Genomic DNA, 25158 nt, shown 5'->3' on the forward strand with positions numbered 1-25158 from the left:
CTCTTAGCGGGGGTGATAACCATGAGGCTCCCGGGCACGAGACCCGGGGCAACATGGCTAACTAGTTCCAAACGCCTACTTTTCCTCACGCATCGGAGTTGCAGCTCCGGTGCGTGGTTTTCTTTGCCCTGGGCATTTACCTAAGGTTGAGAGCGCCAGGGCCGCCCGTTCAACCGATACATCCTAGGCCATTTCGTTGCAGCGAAACGGCCTCGTCCGCGAACCTCGGACCCGCTACCGCGAGCCGGAGCTCCCGATCTCGTCATCCTTCGACGTCTTGTCCTCCTTGATCCTCAGGGGCGCAGCACCGCGCACCTGGTCCATCGCCGATTCAACCTGCTCGGCCGAGAACACGCCGTCCCGCTCCTGGCGATAGCGCCACAGATAGGGCCAGCCGGCCTCGGCGTCGGCGAATTCCCAAAGCTTCAGATCCACGCCTTCGAGCACGAGCGCGTAGACCGCCTTCTCGATCGCCTGCTGGAGAGCGAGCTGGTCGGGCTCATTGGTCGTGAAGCCGGCCTCCGCCTCCAGCAGCTCCTTGAAGCCGACGAACTTGAAGGCGCTCGCGCCGAGCGCGTAGGAGGCGATCGTCTTCGAGGCGGTCACCGTGGTCAGCACCTCGCCGGTACGCACGGAAACCGCGCGGATATAGACGGTGACGGTATCCTGCCGATATTCGGTCCGCCCGCCGATGCCGAGGAAGGCCGCGCCGGCCCCGCCGGTCAGCGTGTTGGTGTCGAAGCCGACGATGCCGCCTTCGAGGATGACGCCGGCGAACAGCATTGCGGGCAGCGCCTGCGGATTGACGCCCTGCTCGCCCAGATAGCGCTCGCGCATCTCGCGGATGATGTTGCGCTCGTTGAGCAGGTTGTTGAGCGACTCGCGCTCGACGATGGTGAACCAGCTGCGATTGCCGGCGTCCTGAAGTGCCTTGACCAGGATCGACCCGCCGCCCTGGCTGACCGCGCGTGACAGCGTCTGCCCGGTTTCGCTCGGTTTGAACTGCCCTGTCAGATCCTCGAAACTATAGACCGCGACCGCGACCGGACGCGCCGGCGGCGGCAGGACTCCGAGGAGTTGCTGGGTCTGCGTCTTCTCCGGATAGACAGCGAGCTTCGACGTCTCGGGAATGGTCGGCAGCGACATGCAGCCCGAAAGCAAAAGCACGGCCATGCATGGAATGATCCCCCCCTTGCGCATGGTCAGTTGACCTCGATGAAGGTGGGTATGACGATTTCGGTGACTTCGCCGGTCTCGTCGTTGGTGATGTTGAGCGTGACGCTGTCGAGGTCGCGGAAGAAGTCGATCGTCTGACCGCCGAAAGAGATGGTGCCCTGCTGCTGCGGGTTCTCTCCGAAAATCGCGTCCACGATCTGCGACGACAGGGCCGAAAGAAGCCGCGACTGCAGCTGACGCGCGAAGATGTCGGCTTCCGACCGACCGGTCGTCGAGCTCGGATCCTTGAAATCGTTCTGGGCGTTGGCGATGCCGAGAAGATGCGCAGAATTGAATGGATTGCCGCCGAACGACGGATTGATCGGCTCGTAAACCATGTCTTGGGCCAGAGCCGGCGATGCGGTCAGCAAAAAGGCGGCCGCGACTCCGCTGCTCATCAGCGAAGTAGCTCGCGCAAGACGATACAAGCCCGTTTTACTCGAAAGCACTTAATCCCCCCTTTTGCAGCCGCCGTGCGGCCGCCCCTGGATTTCTGTTTGCTTTATCGATTGTTAATACGAGTCGCGGATAGCCGCATCCCCAACATGGGTGAGGACCCAAGTTGATTTGCCCCGCCGAATCTATTTCTGTCTCGTAATGACACAGATCATAGAACACGTTTCAAGACTTGCAAGATAAAACAAAATCGCCTTTCCGATGAAATCGAGTATCGACAAGCTGGGACAAAATTAACACGCGCCTCATTAATATAATGGGGCAGGCAGCGACGTATCTATACTATAATGGCTTTGTCAGTGAGTTTTCCCACATCAGCCCCGGGTTAAGGTCAGTTTCCTTCACTCAGGGACCGATGATGGTGCGGTCGGCTCCGCTGCGGCCGAACCCGGCGCGCATGCAAGATGCCCGCGTCGCCAATAAAGTGGTCAATCGCGACGATCAGACCCGATAGGGTCGTATGCGACTGAACAACTCCTCGCGCGAAGATACGCTCAGTTTGGCGTAGATGTGCCGGATATGAGTCCTGGTGGTTTCAGAGGATACCCCCAGATTGCGAGCCACGTCGTCGGCCGAATATCCGTCGATCAACTGGAGCAGGACGCGACTTTCGCTCTTGGTCAGACCGAAGGCGACGTCGATGTCGGCATAGCAAACGCTGAACTCGCTTCCGCTGCGATGGAACGAAAGACCGAAGCACCGCGCACCATTGCGCGAGGCGATCTCTCGAGCTCGAAAGAGAATGTGTCCGTCGCCGTTCGCAGCGGTGAGGCAAAGAGTAGCCATGCCTCCCGCGCAATCCGCGAGCAGTTGTTCGAGCCTGAACTGATGGCCGGCATCGGTCGGGGCGAGCAGGCTGCCCCTGCGCTCTATATCGCGCCTGCGGGCCAGCTGTGTCTCGGCGGCCCTGTTCGACCATAATATGGTGAGCGCATGATCGACGATCAGGCGTGCCTGATGATCGCCGTCGAGCCAGTCCAGCGCCAGCCGTTCCAAGACGGTGTCGCTGGACTTTGAATCAAGGTCCATGATTGTCATATTTTCCCCCCACGTTCCGGGCAGCCAGCGGGCGCGAAAGACGGCTCCAGTCGTAACTGGAACCTCTCTCTCGCTAAGGTCCTGACCGAGAACACTGTTCCCCCAACAGATGCCCTTAAGATTGGCTGGCTTTCCCCCACCGCCACTATCAGGGATTTTCCCTGACTGGACAATAACCATCTCTTCCGCGCTCGTGAAAGCCGCGCCCGCAGCGGATAATCCCGGTGAGCTCGACGCCCTTGACCTGCTCGCGCAATCGGCAACAAGGCGGTGGCCGAGTTGGCCAGGAATGCCGCCTAATAGCGCGCGAACGCGGTCGGGGCCGATCCCTCCGGAGCGCAGCGCAGCGGACAAAGGCCGAGCACGTTCAGGATTTCGTCAGTCACCACCATATGGGCGACGCCTCGGCACGGTGCGGCGGGATCGATCTCCGAGTGCCGGAATATGATCCATAACCCTTCGCCCAGCGCTTCCAGGATCAGATCGTTGAGGCGTGAATCCGCATAGTCCACGCAATCGGATAGTTTGTGCATGTCGTCCCCAAATTCTCTCGAAGCCCCAGGACGCCGTGAATCACCCCTGTCTTTCCCACCGGCAACGACTGGCGGAGTCGATCAGCGGGCAGCAGCAAAAAAGCCGGGCGTCCTTGCTCGATTGATCGTTTCACCACTCGCCGTTCGCGGAAATTTTAAGGCCGACGCGGGGGTATGCGTCGGCCCTAACCACTCGGGGATTCACAGTGGCGAGCCGAACATGCCCGCCAACGGGCCGCGGCGATATTGCCCAACCGGCCTATATCCGACGGCCTAACCAGGATTGGGGGCTGGGAGATCGCCGGATTTTGCCGGCCGAAGCTCTGGTGAAGGCTGGTGGACAGGGCTGGATTCGAACCAGCGTAGGGCGAAGCCCGGCAGATTTACAGTCTGCTGCCTTTAACCACTCGGCCACCTGTCCCCGAAGGCGAGCGCCTCTCGCGCACCCGCCTAGATAGGAAGGCGGCTCAATGGCGAAAGGGGCGGCTGCTGTCAACGCGGCGGTCAGACGAGATCGGCCATGGCATGCGCGAAAGCCAGCCAGGGCGCCGTGTCCATGATCGCCACCCGCACGAACTGGCTCGCGACCAACGCTCCTCCGCCCCAGATCCAGACTGGATGGACGCGGCCGCGGCTGGTAAGATCGTAGAGGATTCCGGCCAGAATGATGAGGTCGCCCCCCGCATAGAAGGTGAAGGGCGCGCCCTCGACCACGACGCGAAGCGGCAGCCGCCCGACCGCGGCCTCCAATATCGCCGCGCTGGAGAGCAGCATCAGGCGCTTGTGCGTCTCGGCCCTGCGCCGCCAGGCGATCCCCAGCGCGGCGATGATCCCGTAGGCCTGAATCGAAAAGAAGGTGATGGCGTAGAAGGCATAGGGGTCGCCCAGGCCCTTGTAGCCGGCCTCGATCGCTTCCGCGGCGGCGAGATTACCGAATATCCAGACCAGTACCGCCAGCCCCGCGCCCGCGATGCCCAGCCGCCGATGAATCCCGATGGCGCCCTTCGCGATCAGCAGCGGCTGGACCACGATCAGGCAGGTCCATAAGGTGAAGACCAGCGCGTGCATGTGGAGCAGTGGCGTGATTTCCGGCGTGCGCGCGGGCGGCGTCAGCCAGTGCGAGAGATAATAGCTGCGCGCAAAGCCGGCGAAGACGATCACCGCCGCGAACAGCGCCGCCCCGGTGAAGAACAGCCTGTCGGCGCGCCATCGGGACAGCGCGGGCCGGGTCGCCGCCATCGCGTTTGCTCCTGCTCCGGCTCAACGAGAAAAGCGGCCGATGTTCGCCTCCTTAGGAGCCGCGTCAAGCTGGATCAGAGCGGCCGCTCGAGCAGGCTGTCCACCCATCGCACGGCCATCGCGCTCGCCTCGGCCGGCGTGAAGGTGGAGGGATCGAGCGACAATTCGAGCCAGAGCCCGTCGACCAGCGCGGTCAGCGCGATCGCGGCGGGACGGGCCTGCGCGATCGTAAGCCCGCAGCCGGCGAGAAGCGGCTCCAGCTCCTCGCGATAGCCGCGATAGGTCTCGCCATGGATCGCGGCGATGGCGGGCCGGGTCTTCACGAGGCTCCAGAAGGCCAGCCAGGTGGCGAGCAACGCCGGGTCCGCTATCGGCGGGCGGAAGCTCGCCGTAACGAAGGCGATGAGGCGGGCGCGGGGCTCTGGCCCGGCCGCTTCCCCCGCCTCCCGCAGCGTCGCGGAGACGCGGTCGGTGACGTCGCGGTAGGTAACGGCGATGAGGTCGTCGATGCCGTCGAAATAGTGCCTCAGCAGCCCGGGCGAGACGCCGGCGCGGGCGCAGATCGTGCGAACCGACGTCCCGGCCGCGCCATGCTCGGCAAGGCAGGCCGCTGTCGCCTCGATGAGAGACTGGCGTCGGAAATCCGCGCTTTCGCGTGTTGAGGCCGCTCTCGCCATTGCGTCATCATAGTCGTTATTATACGATCGTGCAAAAGGCCGAACCAGGATGAGTCAGGTGCAGCAGGCGGAGAGAGGTTCCAACGTCGATCCCGACGAAGGCTGGAGCCTGCCCGCATGGATCTACCGCGACTCCGAGTTCTACCGCGTCGAGGTGGAGCGGGTGATGCGGCCGAGCTGGCAGGTGGTTTGCCATCTGAGCGACGTCGCCGAGCCCGGCCAGTGGCACACGCTGGAATTCCTCGGCGAGAGCATCGTCGTCGTGCGCGGCAAGGACGGCGCCGTCAGGGCCTTCACCAATGTCTGTCGGCACCGGGGATCACGGATCGTCGACGGCACGTCCGGCTGCGCGAAGAAGCTGGTCTGCCCTTATCATGCCTGGAGCTACAATCTCGACGGCACCCTCGCCGGTGTTCCTGGAAAGGGCGGCTATTCCGATTTGGGCGACGCCGAGAGCGGCCTCGTCCCCGTCGAGCTGGAGGTGTGGCGCGGCTTCATCTTCGTCCGGCTGGAGGGCGGCGGGCCGGCGGTGTGGGAAATGATGGCGCCCTATGAGGAGCGGATCACGCCTTATCGCTTCGAGGAGATGGAGGCGCTGGGCCGGGTGACGCTGAGGCCGCGCCCGGTCAACTGGAAGAATGTCGCCGACAATTATTCGGACGGCCTCCACATTCCCATCGCCCATCCCGGCCTTACCCGGCTGTTCGGGCGCGGCTACGGCATCGAGGCGGAGGAGAATGTCGACCGCATGTGGGGCGCGCTGATCGACCGGCCGTCGCCCAATCTCTCGGAGCGGGCGTACCAGTCCATCCTCCCGGCGGTGCCCCATCTCCCCGAGGAAGCGCAGCGGCTGTGGCTCTATTTCAAGCTGTGGCCGAACGTCGCCTTCGACATCTATCCCGACCAGATCGATTTCATGCAGTTCCTTCCCGTCTCGCCGACGGAGACGCTCATCCGCGAGATCAGCTACGCCCTCCCCGACGAGCGGCGAGAGATGAAGGCCGCGCGATATATCAACTGGCGGATCAACCGTCAGGTGAATTCCGAGGACACCGTCCTCATCGCCCGCGTCCAGGCGGGGATGCACTCGCGTAGCTTCACGGTGGGCCCTTTGAGCGACGAGGAAGTCTGCCTGAAGAGCTTTTGCCGCAAGATGCGGGCGCTCATTCCGGAGGCGCGGCTGCATCATCCGCCGGCGTCGGGCTGGAGCCAGCGCGCTCCGGCGACACCAATGAATTGACGCGCCACCCAGCGACGGCTGGGGTCCATACGGAGTCAGCGTGAATGCCAGCCTTCGCTGGGTGACGAGGAAGAGAATGACGAAAACATACGACGCGATCATCATCGGCGCCGGGCATAACGGCCTCGTCTGCGCCTTCTATCTCGCCCAGGCGGGCCTCAAGGTTCGCATGGTCGAGCGGCGAGGTGTCGTCGGCGGCGCGGCGGTGACGGAGGAATTCCACCCGGGATTCCGCAACAGCGTCGCCAGCTACACGGTGAGCCTGCTCCAGCCCAAGGTCATCCGCGACATGCGGCTGGTCGAGCATGGCTACAAGGTCATCGAACGCCCCATCTCCAACTTCCTGCCGCAGGAGGACGGGCGCTACCTGAAGCTCGGCGGCGGGCTGGAGCGGACCCAGGTCGAGTTCCGCAAATTCTCCGACAGCGACGCGGAAACCCTCCCCGCTTATTACGACGCCCTGGAGAATGTAGCCGACGTGTTGCGCGACCTCGCGCTCCAGACCCCGCCCAATCTCGGCGACGGGCTCAAGACGCTGATCGACGGCGCCCGCCAGGGCCGGCGGCTGGCGAAAATGCCGCTGGAGCAGCAGCGCGACGTCCTCGATCTGTTCGTGAAAAGCGCCCGCACCTTCCTCGACAGCTGGTTCGAGAGCGAGGCGGTGAAGGCGGCGTTCGGCTTCGATGCCGTTGTCGGCAATTATGCAAGCCCCGATACGCCGGGCTCGGCCTACGTACTCCTCCACCACGTCTTCGGCGAGGTGAACGGCAAGCGCGGCGCCTGGGGCCACAGCCTCGGCGGCATGGGCGCGATCACCGAGGCGATGGCCAAGGTGTGCCGCGCTGCGGGCGTAGAGATCAGCCTGGGTGCCCCCGTCGCCCGCGTACTAGTCGATGGCGGCAAAGCGGCAGGCGTGAAGCTCGAAAGTGGTGAGGAAATCCGCGCCGATACCATCATCGCCAACGTCGGGCCGAAGCTGCTCTACGAACGGATGATGGAGCCGGCGGACCTCACCCCCGAATTCCATCGTCGCATCAAGGCGTTCAAGGCCGGCTCGGGCACCTTCCGGATGAATGTCGCGCTGTCAGAGCTGCCACGCTTCACCTGTCTGCCCGAGCCCGGCGAGCATCACCAGTCCGGCATCATCATCGCGCCGACGCTCGATTATATGGACGAGGCCTTCACCGACGCGAAGCGCCATGGCTGGTCGAAACGGCCGATCGTCGAGATGCTGATCCCCTCGACCGTGGACGACAGCCTCGCCCCTCCCGGCCAGCATGTCGCCAGCCTGTTCTGCCAGCAATTCGCCCCCGAGTTCGACTGGGACACCCACCGCGAGGCGGCGGCCGACACGATCATCGACACGGTCGAGGCCTATGCCCCCGGCTTCAAGGCATCGGTGCTCGGCCGCATGGTCCTCTCGCCGCTCGACCTGGAGCGCAAGTTCGGCCTCGTCGGCGGCGACATCATGCACGGCAACATGACCCTGGACCAGCTTTGGTCCGCCCGCCCCGTGCTTGGCAACGCCGCCTATCGGGGGCCGGTGAAGGGCCTCTACATGTGCGGCGCCGGAACTCACCCCGGCGGCGGCGTCACCGGCGCTCCGGGCCATAATGCCGCACGCGAGATTCTCGCCGACCGCTCGCTATTCGGCCGCCTCCTCCGCCGGGGCTGAGCGCGGCGTCAGGAAATAGAGCGGCGTGCCAAGCGCGAGCAGCACGAATATCCACCCGGTCGCCTCGATCCCGGCGCCGTAGAAGGTCCAGAGCGCATAGACCAGCCCGAGGCCCGCGACGATCAGGAACGGCACCGAGCGCGGCATTTCGCCCGTGGCGGTGAGACGCAGGCTGGCGGCGGCGCAGGTCAGGTACAGGACCAGGGTCGCCGCCGTCGACAGCAGCGCCATGAAGGTGAACAGGTCCGCCATCGTCCGCGTGAAGTTCATCATGATGAGGATGCTGACGAGAACGCTGGAGAGCACAAGTCCCCGCGCCGGCGTGTCGTTTTTATCGGTGATCCCGAACCAGCGCGGGAAGCTTCCCCGCCGCGCCATCGCCAGCGGCAGTTCGCCCTGGATCAGCACCCAGCCGTTGAGCGCCCCGATCGCGCTGATCGCGGCGAACAGAGCTATGAGCAAGGCCGGCCCGTGCCCCCAGTAACGCTCGATGAAGTCGGCAAAGGGGGCGTTCGACTGGGCGACCTGATCCGCCGGCAGCAGCAGGATGATCGCCGAGCAGGTGACTATATAGATGACCCCAACCATAAAGGTCCCCGCCATCGTCGCGCGCGGGATGGTGGCCTCGGGCCGGTCGACCTTGCCTTGGGGGATCGACGCGGATTCAAACCCGAGCATCGCCCACAAAGTGAGCGCGGCGGTGGCGGTTATGGCGGATGCGGAGACATCGCCGGGCCGGAACGGCGTCACGTCGGCGTCGCCCACGCCGCCCGCAAGCAGCATGACAATCACGATCACCGCGATCAGAGGCAGCAGCTTCAGCACCATCGTGACCAGCTGGAAGCCGCCGGCCGAGCGCGCTCCGAACAGGTTGACCAAGGTCACACCCCATACCAAAGCCACGGCGAGCAGCGCCGGTAGCGCGGGCACCGAGGCAATGCCGGGCGCGAAGAGGCTCAGATAGCTGACCGCTGCGATCGAGATGGCGGCGTTGGCGATCCACACCGACATCCAGTAGGTGAGCCCGACGAGGAAGGCCGCGAACGGCCCGAATCCCGCCCGGACGAATCCATAGGCGCCCCCTGCCTGGGGCAAAGCGCGCGCGAGCCGGCTGAAGACGAACGCCAGGCACAGCGCCCCGCCCACCGTGAAGACCCAGCCAAACACCGCGTTCCAGCCATAAGGCGCGAGGCTCGTCGGCAGCAGGTAGACGCCGGAGCCGATCATATTTCCCATGACCAGCGCCAGGCACATCCAGAAACCGAGGACGCGTCGCGGCGGGCTACGCCTTCCTTCCGCCGCTACGCTCATCTCACCTCAGAATTTCGTGCCGATCTTCAGGCCTATCGTGCGCGGCTGGATGACGAATGTATAGATCTTGCCGCCGATGTCGGTGAGACCGTCCGGATCGCCGCAGGTGGTCTCCAGGCACTGGATGCTGTTCCCCACCTTGCCGTTCACGTCGAAGAGGTTGCGGACGAACAGTTCCGCCGACCAGCGGTCGCTGGCGAGGCCCGTGCTGAGATCGACCGTCGTGTAGGCCGGCAGGTCGCCGAGCAATTCGCGCTCGAACAGCCGAAGATCGCTCGTCCGCCTGCCCTCATGGACCGCGCCCGCCTGGAAATGGGCGTCATAGCTTCCGACAGGGAATTCGTAGCGCGCCAAGGCGTTGGCTTTGAACTTCGCGGTTGTCGGCAGCCGTGTCCCCGCTGGAGCGAGTAGTGCGTTCGGCGTTCCGTCCGGGCCCGGCAATGTACAGTCGAACAGCTCGTTGGCGATCCTGCAGAAATCCTCGGTAATCTCGGCGTCGTTGTAAGCGGCTCCGACGCCCAACGAGAGACCCGGCGCCAGGAGCGCATAGACGTCCAGCTCCGCCCCTCGGATGCGCGCATCGCCGGCATTGCGGACCTCGGAAAGGCCGTTCGCACCGAGGAAGGAGAGCTGGATGTCGGTCCAGTCGAGCTGATAGGCAGCGGCGTTGACCCGCACCCGGTTGTCGAGCCAACTCGTCTTGAAGCCGAGTTCGTAATTGTCGATGAAATCGGCTTCATAGGGCGGCAGTGAACCGCGCCTGTTGATGCCGCCCGGACGGAAGCCTCGCGACACCGTCGCATAGACCAGCGCATCGTCGTTGAATTTGTAGGTCGCGTTGATCTTGTGGATGAAATCCGTGTCCTTCGTTCGCTTGTCGAGATTGGTGCAGGGCGAACCGTCCACGACGGGAGGCCCTTGGCACAGGTAGATCGGATTGGAGCTGAAGCCGGGGTTGGCGTAACCGAAAAAGCCGACCAGCGAATTGTTGTAATGATAGATGCGGGTGCCGAGCGTCAGGCTGAAGCTATTGGTCACGTCCGCAGTCATCTCGCCGAACACGGCATAATCCCGGTCCACGCGAAGCTGCTTCGTCAACCAAATGTTGCTGTCCGTGCCCGGCACGGTGATCGAATCGGCGATGTCGTCGATGATGTAGTTCTGTTCGATATTATGGCTCTGGCGCTGGTAGAAAAGCCCCCCGATGAAGCGGACCCGCTCGGTGGCTGGCGACGCCAGCCGCAGCTCGTGGCTCTGCTTGGTGAACCGGTCGGCATATTGAACATACTGGTTCGGATTCACCAGGTTGCCGTCATTGTCGTAGAAATAGGCGCCGTAACCGAACAGCGCGTCATAGAAGTAGGCGTAGTCCGCATAGTCGAAATCGCCGTAAAGCTTCCGCTTCAGATAGGCGCCGGCATAGGTGAGGTCGAAATTCCCGATCTTGCCCTCGATGGTGAGCGCAGCCTGGATCCATTTATCCACCGATCGTTCGGGATTGAACTGCTGAATCTGCAGCTCGCCCAGGCCCGTTTCCTGGGCGAAGAAGCCGCTGCTCTTCTGATACTGACCCATGATCTGCGGAGTCACGGTCCATGTGTCGTCGAGGTCGATCTTGAGGGCGGCGCGGGCGCCATAGGTGTCGACATCGTTGTAATCGTCCTCGACGAACTCGCTGTTGTCGAAGACAATTCCGGAGGTGGGGAAGGTGAGCGTGCCGGGGATGTTGTCGATATAGCCGGCGTCCCGCTTGACCCAGCCAACGACGCGCGCGGCGACATTCTCGGAGATGGGCATGTTGGCAAAGGCCTCGGCCACATAGCCCCACTCGCCATGGGCGACGTTGTTCACCTCAACATTGGCCTCGCCGTAGAAGCCCGACGTATCAGGCTTGTTGGTGATGATGCGGATCGTGCCGGCCTGCGACGACGCGCCGTAGAGGGTCCCCTGCGGTCCCGCCAGCGCCTCGACCCGGGCGATGTCGAACACATGGATGTCGAGCGCGCCGGTGATGGTCGTGATCGGCTGTTCGTCGAGATAGGTGCCCACGCTCGGCAGCGACGTCGAGTGATTGGCGTTCTCGCCGCTGGCGACACCGCGGAAATAGACGTTCGAATAACCGGGACCGGCGGTCTGGTAGGAGACGCTCGGCAGATATCGGGCGTAGTCGTCAAAGTCAGAGACCTGGAGTTCGTCCAGCTTCTTGGTGGTGATCGCCGTGATCGCCATCGGGACGTCCTGGAGGTTCTCCTCGCGCTTCTGGGCGGTGACGATGATGTCGACCCCGTAATCCGCCGATAGCCTATCTTCGCTGACAGTCGCGTCGGGGGGTTGGGCCGGGTCGGCGGTTCCGGGCTCGTCGTCGGCGGCGTCCTGCGCCAGCGCCCCGCCCGATGTGCAGAGCATGGTCGTAGCCAGCAACGTCAGGGCGATGCCGCGCCTCGTCCGGAAAAGCCTGGAAGACCGCATATCCCCTCCCGCGAGACGCCTGATTGTGCGAAGGAAGCTGTGCCGGTTCCCAGGGGCCGTCAATCGGGCGTGACGTGGGCGAAACGATTGCCGGTCCCCTGTGGTGAAATTGCCACGCCTCAGGTGGGCGGCACGTCGGGATAGCGGGCAAGGACGTCGCCGAGCGCGTCCTTGACGGGACCGAGCCAGAGATCGAAGCGTCGCCACTGGTCTATTCCGTCCCGGTTGATCGGTCGGCGCACCTGCTCGGAACTCGCGGTGCGGACGGCGCGCTCATTCTCGTAGAAGCGAAGGCAGGCCGGGTCGAATTCGAGGCCGAGATGATCGAGCAGCCGGCGGACCTCCGTTTCGGGGTCGGCGACCATCCGTTCGTAGAAGACGCGATGCACGCGGCCTGGAAGGGCCTCGTCGAAATGCCGGAGCAACCCGACATAGTCGCTGTAATAACGACCCAGCTCGGCCTGATCGTAGCTGAAGCCCTGGCCGCGCGCGAAATGCTGCTTGAAGTTCGAGAAGCAGCAATCGAGCGGATGGCGGCGCACATCGACGACCCTGGCGTTCGGCAGGATGAGATGGATAAAGCCGACATGCGCCCAGTTGTTGGGCATCTTGTCGATGAAGAACGGCCTATCGGTTTTCCGCTGGACGCGCGTGCGTTCCAGATATTCCTCGCCCAGCGAAGAAAGGTCGTCTGCGGTCAGGTCGCCGAGGCACTCCGGATAGACGGACTCTTCGCCCTTCAGCTTGCGTCCCCCCAGCCGCCTTGCGAGCGCGGTGATGTCGGGCAGTTCCATCGTCCCCTCGACCTGGGGATGGCTGGCGAGGATTTGCTCGACCAGGGTCGATCCGGCTCGGGGCATGCCGACAATGAAGATCGGGTCCGGCGACGGACAACCGAGGCCGCGCCGCGCCGCGAAGAACGGCGCCGTGAATACCTCCTCACAGCGCCGCACATGGTCGCTGATGTCCGTGGGATCGTAGTCGATCATCGCGCGGCGAAGCCGGTTGCCGTCGGAATAATGACGGAAGGACCGCTCCGCCTCTCCGGCATCCTCCAGGGCCTTGCCGAGCGCGAAATGCAGGTGGAAGCCATCGTCGGGGCTGACGTCCGTGCGTTCGAGCGCCGACGTCATCGCCGCGATGTCGCCCTCCCCCAGCTTGACGGTCTTCAGATTGGCCAGGCTCCACCATATTTCACCCAGCCCCGGCGCGATTTCGAGGCCGCGGCGATAGGCGGCGACGCTGTCCTGTTGCCGGCCAATCGTCTTCAACACATGGCCGTAGCTCATCCACACCTTCGGCTGGCCGGGAAAGCGGGCGAGCACATCCTCGTAAAGGCCGATAGCCTCTTCATAGCCGCCGGTGCGCCCGAGCGCAGCCGCCTTCAGATTCTGGTGCGCCGCATTGTCGGGGTCGATCGCCAGCAACTGGTCGAGCACCGCGACGGCCTCGGCGGGCCGGTTCTGGCGATAGAGCACCGTCGCCAGGTTGGCCCGCGCGGCCCCGAACGCCGGGGCCAGTTCCAGCGCGCGGCGAAGCAGGCTCTCGGCATCGCCGTAGCGGCCGAGCCGCCCGGCCAGCTCCGCCATCATGCGGATGGCGGCGACGTCCGTGGGCTTCGCCTTGAGCCGGGGCCGCAGGATATGCTCGGCGACCGCCAGCTCGTTGTCGAGGAGGGCCGCGGCGGCGGCGATCAGGTCGGGATCCCGGACCGAGGCGCTGATCGCGTCCAGCTCGGCTCGTTCCGCCCCGGCCTCGTCGCCGCTTCGCCTCAGCGCCGCGCCGAGCAGGCGCAGCGCGTCGGCGCTCGTCGGATCGATGCGCAGTATCTCGCGCGCTTGCAGCACGGCCGATCGGGGATCGCGCGCCAGCAGGCGTTGGCCGTGAAGCAGAGTCTCGGCGATCGTTCCGGACCGTTCCGAGGCGGAAGCCGCCATCGCCCTGTATCTCCCTCCGCTGGGTGGTTCGCCCTGTCTATGACCATTCGCAGCCGCGTCCAAGACGAAGCGCGCAGGGCTAGAAGCTGTAGATCAGAGTCGCCCGGCTCAGCGTGTCGACCGGATCGACGCCGGGCGGCGTGCCGCGCTCATATTGGACGTTGTAGGAGAAGCGGGCCTTGAGCGCCCCGATCAGCTTCGTGTCGAGCGCGGTCGAGGCGCTGGCGCTGCCGTCGCCCCGCTCCAGGAAGAAGGAACCGGTCTGGCTGAGCTGGAGCGTCGGCGTGATCTTCCAAGCAAAGTCCAGCGAGGCGCGGCCGGCGAGGGTCGGCTCGGTTTTACCAGTCGTGAAGTCCGTCAAGCGGAAGGCGGGGCCGCCCGCGAGGTCGAGCGTGACGTCGTCCGATGCGATGATGCCGTAACCAAGCCCGCCGCCCAGCGTGTAGCGGTTCTCGTAGCCCAGGAAGCGGTCATGCTCATATTGGCCGAGGCCATAGGCGTAGAGTCGGTCCCCGACGCTGTAATGGGGCTGCCAAGAGGCGAGCACGCGCTGGGTGGTCGTCATGCCGTTGCTCCGCTGGATATCGGCACGGGCCTTCAGCTTGTGGGTCCACTCAGCGCCCTCCCGCTCGGCGCTGAGCGCCCCGTAGATGCCTAGATTGCTGGTGTTCCCCGTCGATCTGGAGGCGCCGAACTCGACCTGACCCTTCCAATTGTCGAACAGGGGCGCGGAAGCGAGCCGCCGCCGCGCCTCCTGCTCACGACGGGCCTTCTCCTCGGCCAGGCCGGCTCGCCAGGCCGCCTCGATGGCATCGACTTCGCCGGCCGCCTCCGGATGGGCCTCCCTGGCGAGCGCGAGGACCGCCGCCGCAACCTTGGTGTCGCCGCCCGCGATCGCCTTGTCGATCATCGCTCGCACGCCTTCGGGAATGGCGGACGCGGCAGGGGTTGAAGCGAGCACATCGGCGGTCGCGGGAACGGCCGACAGCAGCGCGAACGAACAAGCACAGGCTTCGATAAGCATGGCCGGATCGGTAACGCGGCGAAATGACCCTGTCGAGTGGTCGGCGCCTCAGCTTTGCCGCAGATCCCCTAGGAAGTCGCGGATGCGCTCGGCGTTGACGCCGAGGTCGCTGATGCCGACCCGGCTCACCGAGCGCATGTCGACGTTGCTGCCGCCGGCGGGATTGGGCGTCACCCGCACCACCACGTCATCCTTGAAGCCGAAGAAGGTGCTGGTATCGGTCGCCTCGACAATGCCCCTGGGATCGGCGCTCGCGATTTCCCAGCCACGATCGCGGGCCAGCGCCTCCGCCCGCCGCACCGTCTCGTCGACGCTCCACGGCACCTGAAGGGTGACCAGGTCGCCATAGGCGTCCTGGTGAAGCGTCCGCCAACGGTCCACCGGCGTCATCCGTATCAGCCGCGGATCGCCCTCGGGAGGAACGACTTCGAAATTGTCCTCGCGGAGGGTCAGCCGGAAGAATCTCGGGACGCTGTCCATGTTGGTGGTGACGTCGTGAATGGGCGGGACGCTGCGCGCGGTCATGACCAGGCTGGCGACATAACCGCCGAACAGGATTGCGATGATCAAGGCGGCGAGACTCACCATCGCCAGCGACCCCGGCGCCCTTCGCGTCATCGCCCAGGCAACGATCGCCAGCAGCCCGCCCGCGACCGCCGCGTAGAATGCCCATCTGAGGATCAGGAACCCGTCGCTGAAATGCCAGACGCCCTCGCGGCTGCCGAAGGCGGCGATCAGGGCCGCGAGCACCCCGCCGGCGCTGAGCACCAGCGCCGTCCAGCTCAGCTTTCCCGCCCAGATCCGCTTGCGAAGGGCATCCGCCATCGTCCGAACTCCGCTGCCTCGTCCGGAACCGCTTTTGACCCCAACCGATGCGCTCGACAAGCCCCGCCGGTTTTTTTCAGTCTTCAGCTATTGGCGCGAGACGGCGACGGACCGAGCTTCATCAGCGCCCCGGATTCACCAGATGAGACCGAGCAAGCCGTGCCTCGACTTCGCCGCGGGAGGGGTGCGGGACAAGGTGCGGCGGCCGCGTTCGCAACTCCGAAATTGTTTCAGGCTGATGCCGTAGCGGCTACAGGCCTCGTCGATCGCCCAGTCGCCCGATCGCACCGCGGCCCGCACGGCCTCCGCTTTCCTGCGCGTCACCCAGCGCGGCGCGGGGCAACCGGCGGAAAGGGCGGTGATCATGCCCGCAAGTGCGACTTCCTCCGCGGGAACGAAATTCTGATTCTCGATCATGGCGCTAGTCTAACCGACCAAGATCAAGCCGTGGTCAATGCTTCCGGTTAACGCGTGCGATACAATTGGCCGGCCTGGCGTGACTATCGACTGACGGCTGCCGCGGGCGGTGGATCCATATACTCTTCGGGGCCCTGGTCGTCCGAAAGCTGGCGGCACTTCGCGGCGGCGGCATTGTTGGCGCGGAATTCGATAAGCTCGTCTAGCGTCATCGGCGCGCCGACATAATAGCCCTGGAGATAATCGCAGTTGAGGAGCTGAAGGAGGCGCGCCTGCCAGTCGTTCTCGACCCCCTCGGCGACAACCTTCAACTGGAGGCTGTGACCGAGATCGATGACCGAGCGCATGATCTGCACCGCGCGCGAGTGGCGCCCGAGATCCTTGAGGAAGGACTTGTCGATCTTGACGCAGTCGAAATCGAGATTCTGCAGGTAGCTGAGGCTCGAATAGCCGGTCCCGAAATCGTCCAGCACGACCTGGACGCCGAGCTGGCGCAATTGCCGGATCGTGCTCTTCGCCGCGTCCATGTGCGAAATGAGCACGCCCTCGGTGATCTCGAGCCGCAGCTGGGCCGGTCTCAGCCCGGCGGCCAGGAGCTTTTCGCTGACCAGGCCAGCGAAGCCGTGATGGCGAAACTGGATCGGCGATACGTTCACCGCGACCGGAACGTCGTTGAGCTCTCGCGCGATCTTCAGCGCCCTGTCGAGCACCCATTCTCCCAGCTGCAATATCTGGCCGCTCTCCTCGGCCATGGGAATGAGATCGGCGGGCGATATGTCGCCCCGCGAGCAGCGCGGCCAGCGCAGCAGCGCTTCCACGCTGGCGAGATCACCCGTCCGGGCATCGACCAGCGGCTGCAGCGCCAGCCCAAGCTCATGGTCGCGGATCGCCCTGTCCAGCTCTTCGCGCATGCTGGCCCGCACCGCGATCATCTCGCTCATCCGGTCGTCGAATATCTTGAATGACGCGGTCTTGCTGCCCTTGGCTTCGTACATGGCCACATCGGCGCGCCTCAAGAGGTCGGAGGCGCACGCCGTCTCGGCCGAGCCGACGGCGATTCCGACCGACGACCCGACATGCACCAGATGGCCGTCGATCAGGTAGGATTCGTAGAGCGCCTCGACCATCGCCTCGCGACATCCTCGATCCGGCGCGATGGCGACAGATGGACGATGGCGGCGAATTCGTCGCCGCCGATGCGCGCCAGGCTGTCGGCCGGCCCGATGATGCTCAGGAGGCGCAGGGCGACCGCCCGCAACAGGCCGTCGCCGACCTTGTGGCCCAGGCTGTCGTTGACCTCCTTGAAGCGGTCGAGATCGAGGAAGAGAACGGCGATCCCGGTCTGCCGGCCGGAGTCGACGATGCCTTCCAGCTCGGCGCTGAAGGCCGTCCGGTTCCTGAGGCCGGTGATGCCGTCCGTGCTGGCTTGCGCTCTCAGCTGCGCCTCGGCGCGGGCCATATCCTCCAGCCGGCCCTCGAGGGCGCGCTTCAGGGTCGCCAGCTTGTAGATCGCCCCGGCGGCGCCAAGGAAGGCGATGCCGAGCAGCAGATGTGCGAGCGTCACGAGGGCGCCTCCGGCGTCGGGCGGGGCTTGCGCGTCGTCATTCCTTTTCGCCCTTGAAGCGCGTTTCGAGCAGCGCCCGGGTGCGCTCGGCCAGCGTCTTTTCAAGGTCCAGATTGGCCGCGTCGAGGGCGGCCATTGCGGCGCGGCGCATCAACTGCGCGGACATCCGCGCGATGAGGACCGGCATCTTGATCGGCTTCTGGATATAGTCGTTCGCGCCGGACTCGATCGCATCGACGATCGAACTTTCTTCGTCGCGTGCCGTGCACATGATGATCGGGAGCTGGTTGAGGTCGTAATGCTCCCGCATCGCCCTCAAGGTGTCGAGCCCCGACAGGTTCGGCATCATCCAGTCGAGGAGCACCAGATCCGGCGGATCGGCCGAGATGCCGGCCAGCGCTTCGATGCCGCTGGCAGCCATGCTCGTCTTGAACCCGGCGCGGGTCAGCTGCCTGTGCAGGAAGATGCGGTTATCCTCGACGTCGTCGACGATCAGGATGCGGCTGCCTTCGACCGGGGCGGTCCAGCTCAGCATCGGGTTCATCGGACGATCGCCGTTCTGAGGCTCTGGGCGATCTGGCGCGGTGAGGCATGTCCCTTGGGATGGAAGATGCCGCCGGCGCGGGCGATGGCATGATGTTCGGAGACGCTGATCTCGCGGCCCGACACGATCAGCACCGGAATCGAGCTGAGCTGGTCGTCGGCCGCAAGCGCATCGAGCACGTCGAATCCGCTCATGCCCGGAAGGCCGAGATCGAGAATGATCGCGGCCGGCGGCTTCGCCCTAGCCATCGACAGCCCCTCCTCGCCGCTGGAGGCAAGATCCGCCTTGAGGCCGATCTGTCCGGCCACGCGGTGAAGCAGCTCGCGGGCATCGTCGTCATCCTCGATGACCAGGATATCACCCTCCAGCCGCCGGCAATAGACGTCGAGAACCTCCTCCAGCTGCTGCGGCTGCACCGGCTTCATCAGACACTCGGTCGCGCCCGAGCGGAGCCCGCGCGGCCGATCGTCGTCGACGCTGACGACGATCACCGGGATCGACTGGATCTGCCGGTCGGCGCGAATCTCCTCGAGCACCTGGTATCCGGACGGTCCCGGCATGAAAATGTCGAGGATGATGAGGTCGGGCCGCTCGGCGCGCGCGACCTCCAGCCCCCGCTCGCCATCCTCCGCGGCGAGGATCGAATAGCCCATGCGCGCAAGCCAGCGCCCCATGATGTCGACGGCCGCCGGATCGTCGTCGATGATCAGCGCCCGCTTCTCGCCGTTGGTCGGCAGAGGCCGAGGGGCCGTCGCCGGGGGAAGTGCCTCGTCTACGGGGATATCGCGGGGGAGTTCTCGCGGAACCGTGAGCGTGAAGGCCGACCCTTTGGCCGGCACGCTCTCGGCTTCGACGCGGCCGCCCATCATTGTGGCCAGACGATGGGTGATGGCCAGGCCCAGCCTGGCGCCGCCCGCGCCGGACCGGCCGATGTCTCCACCGAAGCCGCCATCCTCGAACAAAGCGTCGGCCTGTTCGGGCGTCATTCCAATGCCGGTGTCAGTGACGGTGAACCGGATGCAGTCCGCCCCGTCCTTCCGGACCGACGCCACGTCGAGACGCACCTCTCCGTTTCGCGTGAATTTCAGCGCGTTACTGAGGAGGTTGAGAAGGCATTGGCGGAGCTTCGCGCCATCGCCGATCATGATGCCGATTTCGGAATCGACATCCGTTTCCAGCCGATTGCCGTTGCCGTGCTGGCCGATGTCGAGGCCGGAAATGACGGCCGACACGAACGATCGGATGTCGACGATATTGCGCTGGAAGGCGGTCTTGCCGGCCTCGATCCTGGAAAGATCGAGGATGTCGTTGATCAGCTCCAGCAGGTTGCGGCTGGCCTGAAGGACGCGCTCGAAATCCGCCGCTTCGCCGCTCCTGTCGAGCGCGATCGCGTCTTCCTGCAGCAGCGTCGTATAGCCGATAATGGCGTTGAGCGGTGTCCTCAGCTCATGGCTCATGCTGGCGAGGAACTGAGACTTGGCCAGATTGGCCGTCTGGGCCTGGTCCCTGGCGCGGGCCAGCTCGGTCAGCGTCGCCGATTCGATGGCTGCCTTCCGGGCGAACGCGTCCGTCATGGACGCAAATTCCGACTCGAGACCCTTGAGATCCAGGCGGCCGGCTTCGGCCGACGGGAGCTTTCCGCCGGCCCCTTCGCCTGCGGACAGGGTTTCGCGCAGCAGGTCGGCCGGGACCGACAAGGCGCGGGCGAGCTGAGCAGCCGCGGCATGCCCGCCCCACAGGCTGACGGCGACCAGCGCGGTGGCGAAAATGGCGATCACGGGCAGCGAAGCAGCGGCGGAAGAACCGAGCAACACCAGGGTCCCCGCGCTGAGCGACAGCGGCAGCGCGACGACGAGCAGGCGAATCATGATCGCGCGCCTGATCTCGCCAGCATAGCCGCCCGTGTCGGAAGATCGCCAAGTCGGGCTGTGACTATCGCCGATCATCTGTTCCTGCCCTTCCACGCCCGTCACCCTGCTTCGACCCTTGATCCCGATAATCTCGCTATTCGATTAACAATTCAGGCAGTCCGGAACCGTTAGCCGGCTTCGGCCAGCGGCATCGGCTGAGGCTCGATCGGTCGACGCGGGGTGGCGGGAACCTCTATCTTGAAGCTCGACCCCACTCCGAGTTCGGACTCGACCTCAACCGTTCCTCCCATCGAACTGCAGAAGCGGCGTGTCAGGGCGAGGCCGAGGCCGGTTCCCCCATATCGGTTGGCGGTGGTCGTCTCGGCCTGGCTGAAGCTCTGGAACAGCTTTGAAAGACCGTCCTTCGAGATTCCGATGCCCGTGTCGCGCACTTCGATCATGATGACGTCGCCGGCCGGGTTCTGGCGCCGCATCACCGTCAGGGTGATCACGCCCTTGGATGTGAATTTGGCGGCGTTGCTGAGAAGATTGAGGACCGACTGCCGAAGCTTCAGCGGATCCGTGACGATGCGACCGGGATCGGAGGCGATCTGAAGTTCCAGGCGATTGTCATGGACCTTGAGCAGGGGCTGGACCGTCGCCACGGCATCGTCGATCAGTTCCATGATCTCGATCTCCGAGTTCGCGACCTGGAGGTCGTCATTCTCGATCCGCGCCAGATCGAGGACATCGTTCACCAAGGCATTGAGATGCCGGCCCGCCGCGTTGATCCGGTCGAGGTCGGCGGCCTTCTCCTCCCACTCCGCACCTTCCTCGAGATCGTCGCGCAGCATCTCGCTATAGCCGATGACGGCGTTGAGCGGGGTGCGAAGTTCATGGCTCATCTTGGCGAGGAAGATCGATTTCTGATGGCTGGCATGCTCGGCCCGCTGCATCGCCCGGCGCAGCTCCTCCACCTTGTGGCGGTGGATATTGGCGGCTTCCTCGAGTGCCGAGCTCTCGCGCATGACCTTCTCGTAATAGAGCGCCATCAAAGTGATGTAGATGAGCGCGGACAGGATGGAGAGCAGGTTCACCAGCCACAGGCTCTCCAGCGGCACCAGCTGGGGAAAGTCGCCGAAGACGAGATGGGCGGCCGAGAAGGCCGCCAGCTGGACGGCGACCCCGATGAGGACGACGCGCGGGCGATCGGCGAGAAAGAAGAAGCCGAGCAGCAGCGCGATCAGGAGCCACGGCAGGAAGGGAGAGCTGATGCCGCCGTAGAAGAAGGATCCGAACAGGCTGAGCGTCACCAGCGCCTGCACGGACAGCGCGGCCGGCCAGACGAGGCTTCGCGTATACTTCACCAGCAAGGGCATCAGCCAAAAGAAGCAGAGATTGATCTCGATGACCCAGAAGACCCAGCTGATCTCTTCGGACGCCTGATAGAGGAAGGCGATCACGGACTGGCCGAGCAGCGGACCCAGCAGATGCAGGAACACGAAGGTCCTGAACATCATGTAGTTCGATGCTTCGTCGCGCGCCTCGCGCGGGATGAAATAGTCAACGATCTTGCCGGCCGTCGTCAGCATCGTAAGCCCCCGGGTGGAATCCGCGAGACCATAAGGTGGCAGATTGAATTTCCGGTAAACGCGGGCGTCACCAGATTTTACGCGGTGGTAACACCTCTTCGATAGAAAGGGCGCGCGCACGCTGGCTTTCCTCCAGGCGGCGGGACGTCAACATGTCGGGGACCTGACTATGCACGTGGGTGGACGCCGCTTGACTTTGAGCGTCGACGATTTCCTGGACTATTTCATTCCGGTGGAAATCCGCGTCCGTCCCGATTCGCATCGTCGCGCGCGCATGTTCATGCTGAGTCACGTCTTCGGCCCGTTCCTGGGCAACGTGATCCCGCTCTACCTGTTCATCGTCGGCGTCGAGCAGGACTACAGGTTCTGGATATTCACGGCGTCGATCACCGCATTCTGGCTGTATCCGTTCCTGCTCAAATATACGCGCCGATATAATCTGCTGGCCTTCGCCTCGATACAGAACCTCCTCTTCTGCATATTGTGGGCCTGCTATTCCTATGGCGGGATCTATTCGCCATTCCTGCCCTGGGTTCTGATCACGCCCACGCTGGCATTCTTCTATCTCCCGACGACCGGGGGCGTGCGGGACGCGCTCCTCCTGCAGATCGCGGCGAACGTCTCGGTGTTCGGCGCCCTCGTCGTGTCGGGATTCCAGTTTCCCGCGATCGACCTCTCGTTGTTCCAAGTGATCGGCATCATCTCGACGATCAGCGCATCGATCTATGTCGCCATGATGTCGCTCTATTTCGCGCGGATTTTGAAGGAGCAGCAGAGATTCGAGCGCGAGCTCGGCGATCTCGTCGCGACGACCGACAACCTTCAGAGCCTGACCGCCGCCGCCGAGCAGGCCAGCGCCGCCAAGGCCGACTTCGTCGCCAGCATGAGCCACGAACTTCGCACCCCGCTCAACGCGGTGATCGGCTACAGTCAGCTTCTGCTCGACGACGCCAGGGAGCAGGGCGACGATTCCATCGTTCGCGACCTTGAGAACATCAACGGCGCGGGCACGCATCTCCTGCAGCTGGTCAACGACATCCTCGACTTCTCGAAGATCGAGGCGGGCAAGATGGAAGTCTATCCGACACCGGACAATCTGAAGCACCGGCTCGAAGAGATCGCGCGAACGGTCGTGCCGGCCCTGACCGAACGCAAGTACGAGCTCCACGCCATGCTGGAGGAAGCCGACTTCGTCATCGAGACGGACTGGGCCGCGCTGTCCAACGCCGTCAAGCACATCCTGCTGGGCGCGGCGAGCGCGTCCGCGGGCGGCGTCTTAGAGCTTTCCGTGTCCGGGGCGGACCCCGATTTCTGCACGATCCGGATCACCGATCCGTCGGGGGCCGCCGACCGCCGTCCGGTCGAAACGCTCTTCGACATCTTCCACGACGACAAGGATGCAAGTCCGACCAAATATGGCGGCGCCGGAATAGGCTTGGCGCTCGGCCTCAAGTTCGTCCGCCACATCGGCGGCGATATCGCGACGTCTCATGCCGGTCGGAACGCCCGGATATTCACCATCTCCTTGCCTGCGCGCGCCAGGGCTCCGGCCCTCGCGCTCGCAAGCTAGGTTCCCTTAACCCAAGCAGATCGGGGTCGTAATTACCGTCATGACAAAGGTCCTCATCGTCGAAGACAATGAAATGAATCGGGACATGCTCCAGCGGCGTCTCGAGCGGAAGGGCTATGACACCGTCTGCGCGATCAGCGGCCCCGAAGGGATTCAGCTCGCGGAGAGCGCCCAGCCCGACATCATCCTCATGGACGTCGCGCTCGGCGAAATGGACGGATGGGAAGCGACGGCCCAGATATTGAGCAAGGACCGAACGCGCCACATCCCCGTCATCGCCCTCACCGCCCATGCCCTCGAAAGCGACCGCCGCAAGAGCGTCGCCGTCGGCTGCGTGGATTTCGAGACCAAGCCGGTGTCCTTGCCCGACCTTATCGCGAAGATCGAACGGCATGTGGCGAAGCCGGCGGGACAGGCGGTCAACTAAACTAGCTGGAATGGACCGATCTCAGATCGGAACTGTGGGGGGTATATGTCGAATTTGGATGACCGGAAGCTCGAGGCGCTGGGCGGCAGCATGCGGGACTTCCGCTATCTGCCCGGCACCAACATTCTGGATCGGGTCAGCGCATTCTTCGACTGGCAGGAGCTGAGGCGCGAGACGGGCCTCTGGCCCCTCGGCCGTTCGACCGAAACCGGGCCGCGCAGCAAGTGCTTCGCGCGCACCGACGAAGGCGAGCTGTTCGAAGGCATCAACTTCGCCTCGCAGGATTATCTGAGTTTGTCCTCCCACCCGGACGTTCGCGACGTCGCGATCGAGACGATGAAGGAATTCGGAGTCCACAGCGCCGGGTCGCCGGCCCTGGTCGGCAACACTTCGCTGTCGCTCGCGCTCGAAAAGAAGATCGGCGAGTTCCTAGAGATGAATGAGGTCATCCTCTTCCCCACGGGCTGGGCGGCCGGCTTCGGTGTCGTGAAGGGGCTGGTGCGGCCTTCGGACCATATCGTCATGGACGCGTTGTCCCATGCCTGCCTTCAGGAAGGCGCCCAGGCGGCGACCCGCAACATCCATCTCTATCGCCACAACCAGATCGAATCGGTGCGCGAAAAGCTCGCCGCCATCCGCGCCAAGGACAATGCCAACGGCATCCTGATCATCACCGAGAGCCTGTTCTCGATGGATTCGGACACGCCCGACATCGAGGCGCTGCAGGCCCTCGCCCGCGAATATGACGCGATCCTCGTCGTCGACGTCGCCCACGACCTCGGCTGCCTCGGCCCCAACGGGCGCGGCCATATCGGCGCGCAGGGCATGACCGGCAAGATCGACGTGGTGATGGGGAGCTTCTCAAAGACCTTCGCGTCGAACGGCGGCTTCGTCGCGTGCAACCAGCGCAGCGTGAAGGAATATCTCAAATATTACGCCTCGCCCTGCACCTTCTCCAATGCCCTCTCGCCGTCCCAGGCGGCGCTTGTGCTGAAGGCGTTCGAGATCGTCGATTCCGACGAGGGCGCCCGCCTTCGCGACAGCCTAATGACCAACATCCGGCTGCTCCGCGAGCTGCTGCACGGCACCGGCTTCGAGACTTATGGCGACCCGTCGCCGATCGTCTGCGTCAAGATGGGCAGCGAAGCGCTCGCCCGTCTCGTCGCCCGGCGCCTGCCGGAGATCGGGCTTTTGTCGAACCTGGTTGAGTTTCCCGCCGTCCCCAAGGGGCAGGCGCGGTTCCGGATGCAGGTGATGGCGCACCACACCAGCCGCGACATCATCGATTCCGTCCACCGTCTCGGCGTGGCGAGGGCGGATGCCGTCATCCAGCTCGAAGCGCTGGAGAACGGGACCGCCGATTTCTCCTCCATCGACGCGCTCGCCGCCAGCCGGAGGAAGCCCGGCTGCATGGCCGCGTCGCGCCCCAGCCCATTGAAGCCCAGCGCCGAAACCGCCCCGGCCGCCGGCGATGTTCGCCGCGCAACGAGCTAAGTCACCTCTATTATGGGTTAAAATCGGTTTTACCGAGAATTTACCCGCTACTCCTACAAAA

The 25158-nt window shown here is 64.4% G+C and carries 22 protein-coding genes and 1 tRNA gene; 5 read left to right on the forward strand and 18 right to left on the reverse strand.

Annotation, left to right across the window (positions count from 1 at the left end):
- Positions 1-234: 234 nt before the first annotated feature.
- The 7 genes from VIR62_RS05035 to VIR62_RS05065 form a co-directional block, all read right to left on the reverse strand.
- On the reverse strand, positions 235-1173 hold the full coding sequence (locus VIR62_RS05035; protein ID WP_431869220.1) for a CsgG/HfaB family protein: 939 nt from the start codon (positions 1171-1173) through the stop codon (positions 235-237).
- Positions 1174-1202: 29 nt separating this feature from the next.
- Positions 1203-1613, reverse strand: a complete 411-nt coding sequence (locus VIR62_RS05040; protein ID WP_431869222.1) for a curli production assembly/transport component CsgF — start codon at positions 1611-1613, stop codon at positions 1203-1205.
- A 499-nt stretch (positions 1614-2112) separates the two neighbouring features.
- Positions 2113-2700: a helix-turn-helix transcriptional regulator gene (locus tag VIR62_RS05045; protein ID WP_431869224.1), complete on the reverse strand. Its 588-nt coding sequence runs from the start codon at positions 2698-2700 to the stop codon at positions 2113-2115.
- Positions 2701-3005: 305 nt separating this feature from the next.
- The gene (locus tag VIR62_RS05050) at positions 3006-3242 is read right to left on the reverse strand and encodes a hypothetical protein (protein ID WP_431869226.1); all 237 of its coding nucleotides are present in this window, start codon (positions 3240-3242) and stop codon (positions 3006-3008) included.
- A gap of 334 nt (positions 3243-3576) precedes the next feature.
- Positions 3577-3663: transfer RNA gene (locus tag VIR62_RS05055), tRNA-Tyr, on the reverse strand.
- An 83-nt stretch (positions 3664-3746) separates the two neighbouring features.
- Positions 3747-4481 carry a hypothetical protein gene (locus VIR62_RS05060; RefSeq protein ID WP_431869227.1) on the reverse strand — a complete coding sequence of 245 codons (735 nt, stop codon included), beginning with the start codon at positions 4479-4481 and terminating at the stop codon, positions 3747-3749.
- Between the two features lie 74 nt (positions 4482-4555).
- The gene (locus VIR62_RS05065) at positions 4556-5158 is read right to left on the reverse strand and encodes a TetR family transcriptional regulator C-terminal domain-containing protein (protein WP_431869229.1); all 603 of its coding nucleotides are present in this window, start codon (positions 5156-5158) and stop codon (positions 4556-4558) included.
- A 49-nt stretch (positions 5159-5207) separates the two neighbouring features.
- On the opposite strand from VIR62_RS05065, the gene VIR62_RS05070 reads away from it, so the two are divergent.
- Positions 5208-6398 (forward strand): aromatic ring-hydroxylating oxygenase subunit alpha, encoded by a 1191-nt coding sequence (locus VIR62_RS05070; protein WP_431869231.1) that lies wholly within the window; start codon positions 5208-5210, stop codon positions 6396-6398.
- Between the two features lie 76 nt (positions 6399-6474).
- Positions 6475-8073: a phytoene desaturase family protein gene (locus VIR62_RS05075; RefSeq protein ID WP_431869233.1), complete on the forward strand. Its 1599-nt coding sequence runs from the start codon at positions 6475-6477 to the stop codon at positions 8071-8073.
- On the opposite strand, the gene VIR62_RS05080 is transcribed toward VIR62_RS05075, so the two are convergent.
- The 11 genes from VIR62_RS05080 to VIR62_RS05130 form a co-directional block, all read right to left on the reverse strand.
- A complete protein-coding gene (locus tag VIR62_RS05080) occupies positions 8044-9384 on the reverse strand; it encodes an amino acid permease (RefSeq protein WP_431869235.1) in 1341 nt (446 codons plus the stop codon). The two genes, VIR62_RS05075 and VIR62_RS05080, sit on opposite strands and share 30 nt — an antisense overlap.
- Positions 9385-9390: 6 nt before the next feature.
- Complete coding sequence (locus VIR62_RS05085) at positions 9391-11853, reverse strand: TonB-dependent receptor (protein WP_431869237.1); 2463 nt, start codon at positions 11851-11853, stop codon at positions 9391-9393.
- 119 nt (positions 11854-11972) lie between these two features.
- On the reverse strand, positions 11973-13790 hold the full coding sequence (locus tag VIR62_RS05090; protein WP_431869239.1) for a tetratricopeptide repeat-containing sulfotransferase family protein: 1818 nt from the start codon (positions 13788-13790) through the stop codon (positions 11973-11975).
- Positions 13791-13869: 79 nt separating this feature from the next.
- Positions 13870-14814, reverse strand: coding sequence for a DUF481 domain-containing protein (locus VIR62_RS05095; RefSeq protein WP_431869241.1), 945 nt, complete (start codon positions 14812-14814; stop codon positions 13870-13872).
- 48 nt (positions 14815-14862) lie between these two features.
- The gene (locus tag VIR62_RS05100) at positions 14863-15639 is read right to left on the reverse strand and encodes a DUF1499 domain-containing protein (protein ID WP_431869243.1); all 777 of its coding nucleotides are present in this window, start codon (positions 15637-15639) and stop codon (positions 14863-14865) included.
- A 135-nt stretch (positions 15640-15774) separates the two neighbouring features.
- The gene (locus VIR62_RS05105) at positions 15775-16056 is read right to left on the reverse strand and encodes a DUF1153 domain-containing protein (protein WP_431869245.1); all 282 of its coding nucleotides are present in this window, start codon (positions 16054-16056) and stop codon (positions 15775-15777) included.
- An 83-nt stretch (positions 16057-16139) separates the two neighbouring features.
- Complete coding sequence (locus VIR62_RS05110; protein WP_431869247.1) at positions 16140-17183, reverse strand: putative bifunctional diguanylate cyclase/phosphodiesterase; 1044 nt, start codon at positions 17181-17183, stop codon at positions 16140-16142.
- Positions 17153-17620 carry a diguanylate cyclase domain-containing protein gene (locus VIR62_RS05115; protein ID WP_431869249.1) on the reverse strand — a complete coding sequence of 156 codons (468 nt, stop codon included), beginning with the start codon at positions 17618-17620 and terminating at the stop codon, positions 17153-17155. The genes VIR62_RS05110 and VIR62_RS05115 overlap by 31 nt, the downstream gene beginning before the upstream one ends.
- 37 nt (positions 17621-17657) lie before the next feature.
- Positions 17658-18164, reverse strand: coding sequence for a response regulator (locus VIR62_RS05120; protein ID WP_431869251.1), 507 nt, complete (start codon positions 18162-18164; stop codon positions 17658-17660).
- The gene (locus VIR62_RS05125) at positions 18161-20110 is read right to left on the reverse strand and encodes a response regulator (protein WP_431869253.1); all 1950 of its coding nucleotides are present in this window, start codon (positions 20108-20110) and stop codon (positions 18161-18163) included. Before VIR62_RS05125 ends, VIR62_RS05120 begins: the two co-directional genes overlap by 4 nt.
- A 92-nt stretch (positions 20111-20202) precedes the next feature.
- Positions 20203-21606, reverse strand: coding sequence for a sensor histidine kinase (locus VIR62_RS05130; protein ID WP_431869255.1), 1404 nt, complete (start codon positions 21604-21606; stop codon positions 20203-20205).
- Positions 21607-21796: 190 nt separating this feature from the next.
- Between VIR62_RS05130 and VIR62_RS05135 the strand changes: the two genes are divergently transcribed.
- The 3 genes from VIR62_RS05135 to VIR62_RS05145 are packed head-to-tail and all read left to right on the forward strand — an operon-like array spanning position 21797 to position 25097.
- Entirely contained in the window at positions 21797-23176 is a 1380-nt protein-coding gene (locus VIR62_RS05135; protein WP_431869257.1) for a sensor histidine kinase, read from the forward strand.
- A 40-nt stretch (positions 23177-23216) separates the two neighbouring features.
- Positions 23217-23603 carry a response regulator gene (locus VIR62_RS05140; RefSeq protein WP_431869259.1) on the forward strand — a complete coding sequence of 129 codons (387 nt, stop codon included), beginning with the start codon at positions 23217-23219 and terminating at the stop codon, positions 23601-23603.
- 45 nt (positions 23604-23648) lie between these two features.
- Entirely contained in the window at positions 23649-25097 is a 1449-nt protein-coding gene (locus VIR62_RS05145; RefSeq protein ID WP_431869261.1) for an aminotransferase class I/II-fold pyridoxal phosphate-dependent enzyme, read from the forward strand.
- The last annotated feature ends 61 nt before the right edge of the window (positions 25098-25158 follow it).

It is taken from the genome of Allosphingosinicella sp. (assembly GCF_036570505.1).
Classification (GTDB): domain Bacteria; phylum Pseudomonadota; class Alphaproteobacteria; order Sphingomonadales; family Sphingomonadaceae; genus Allosphingosinicella.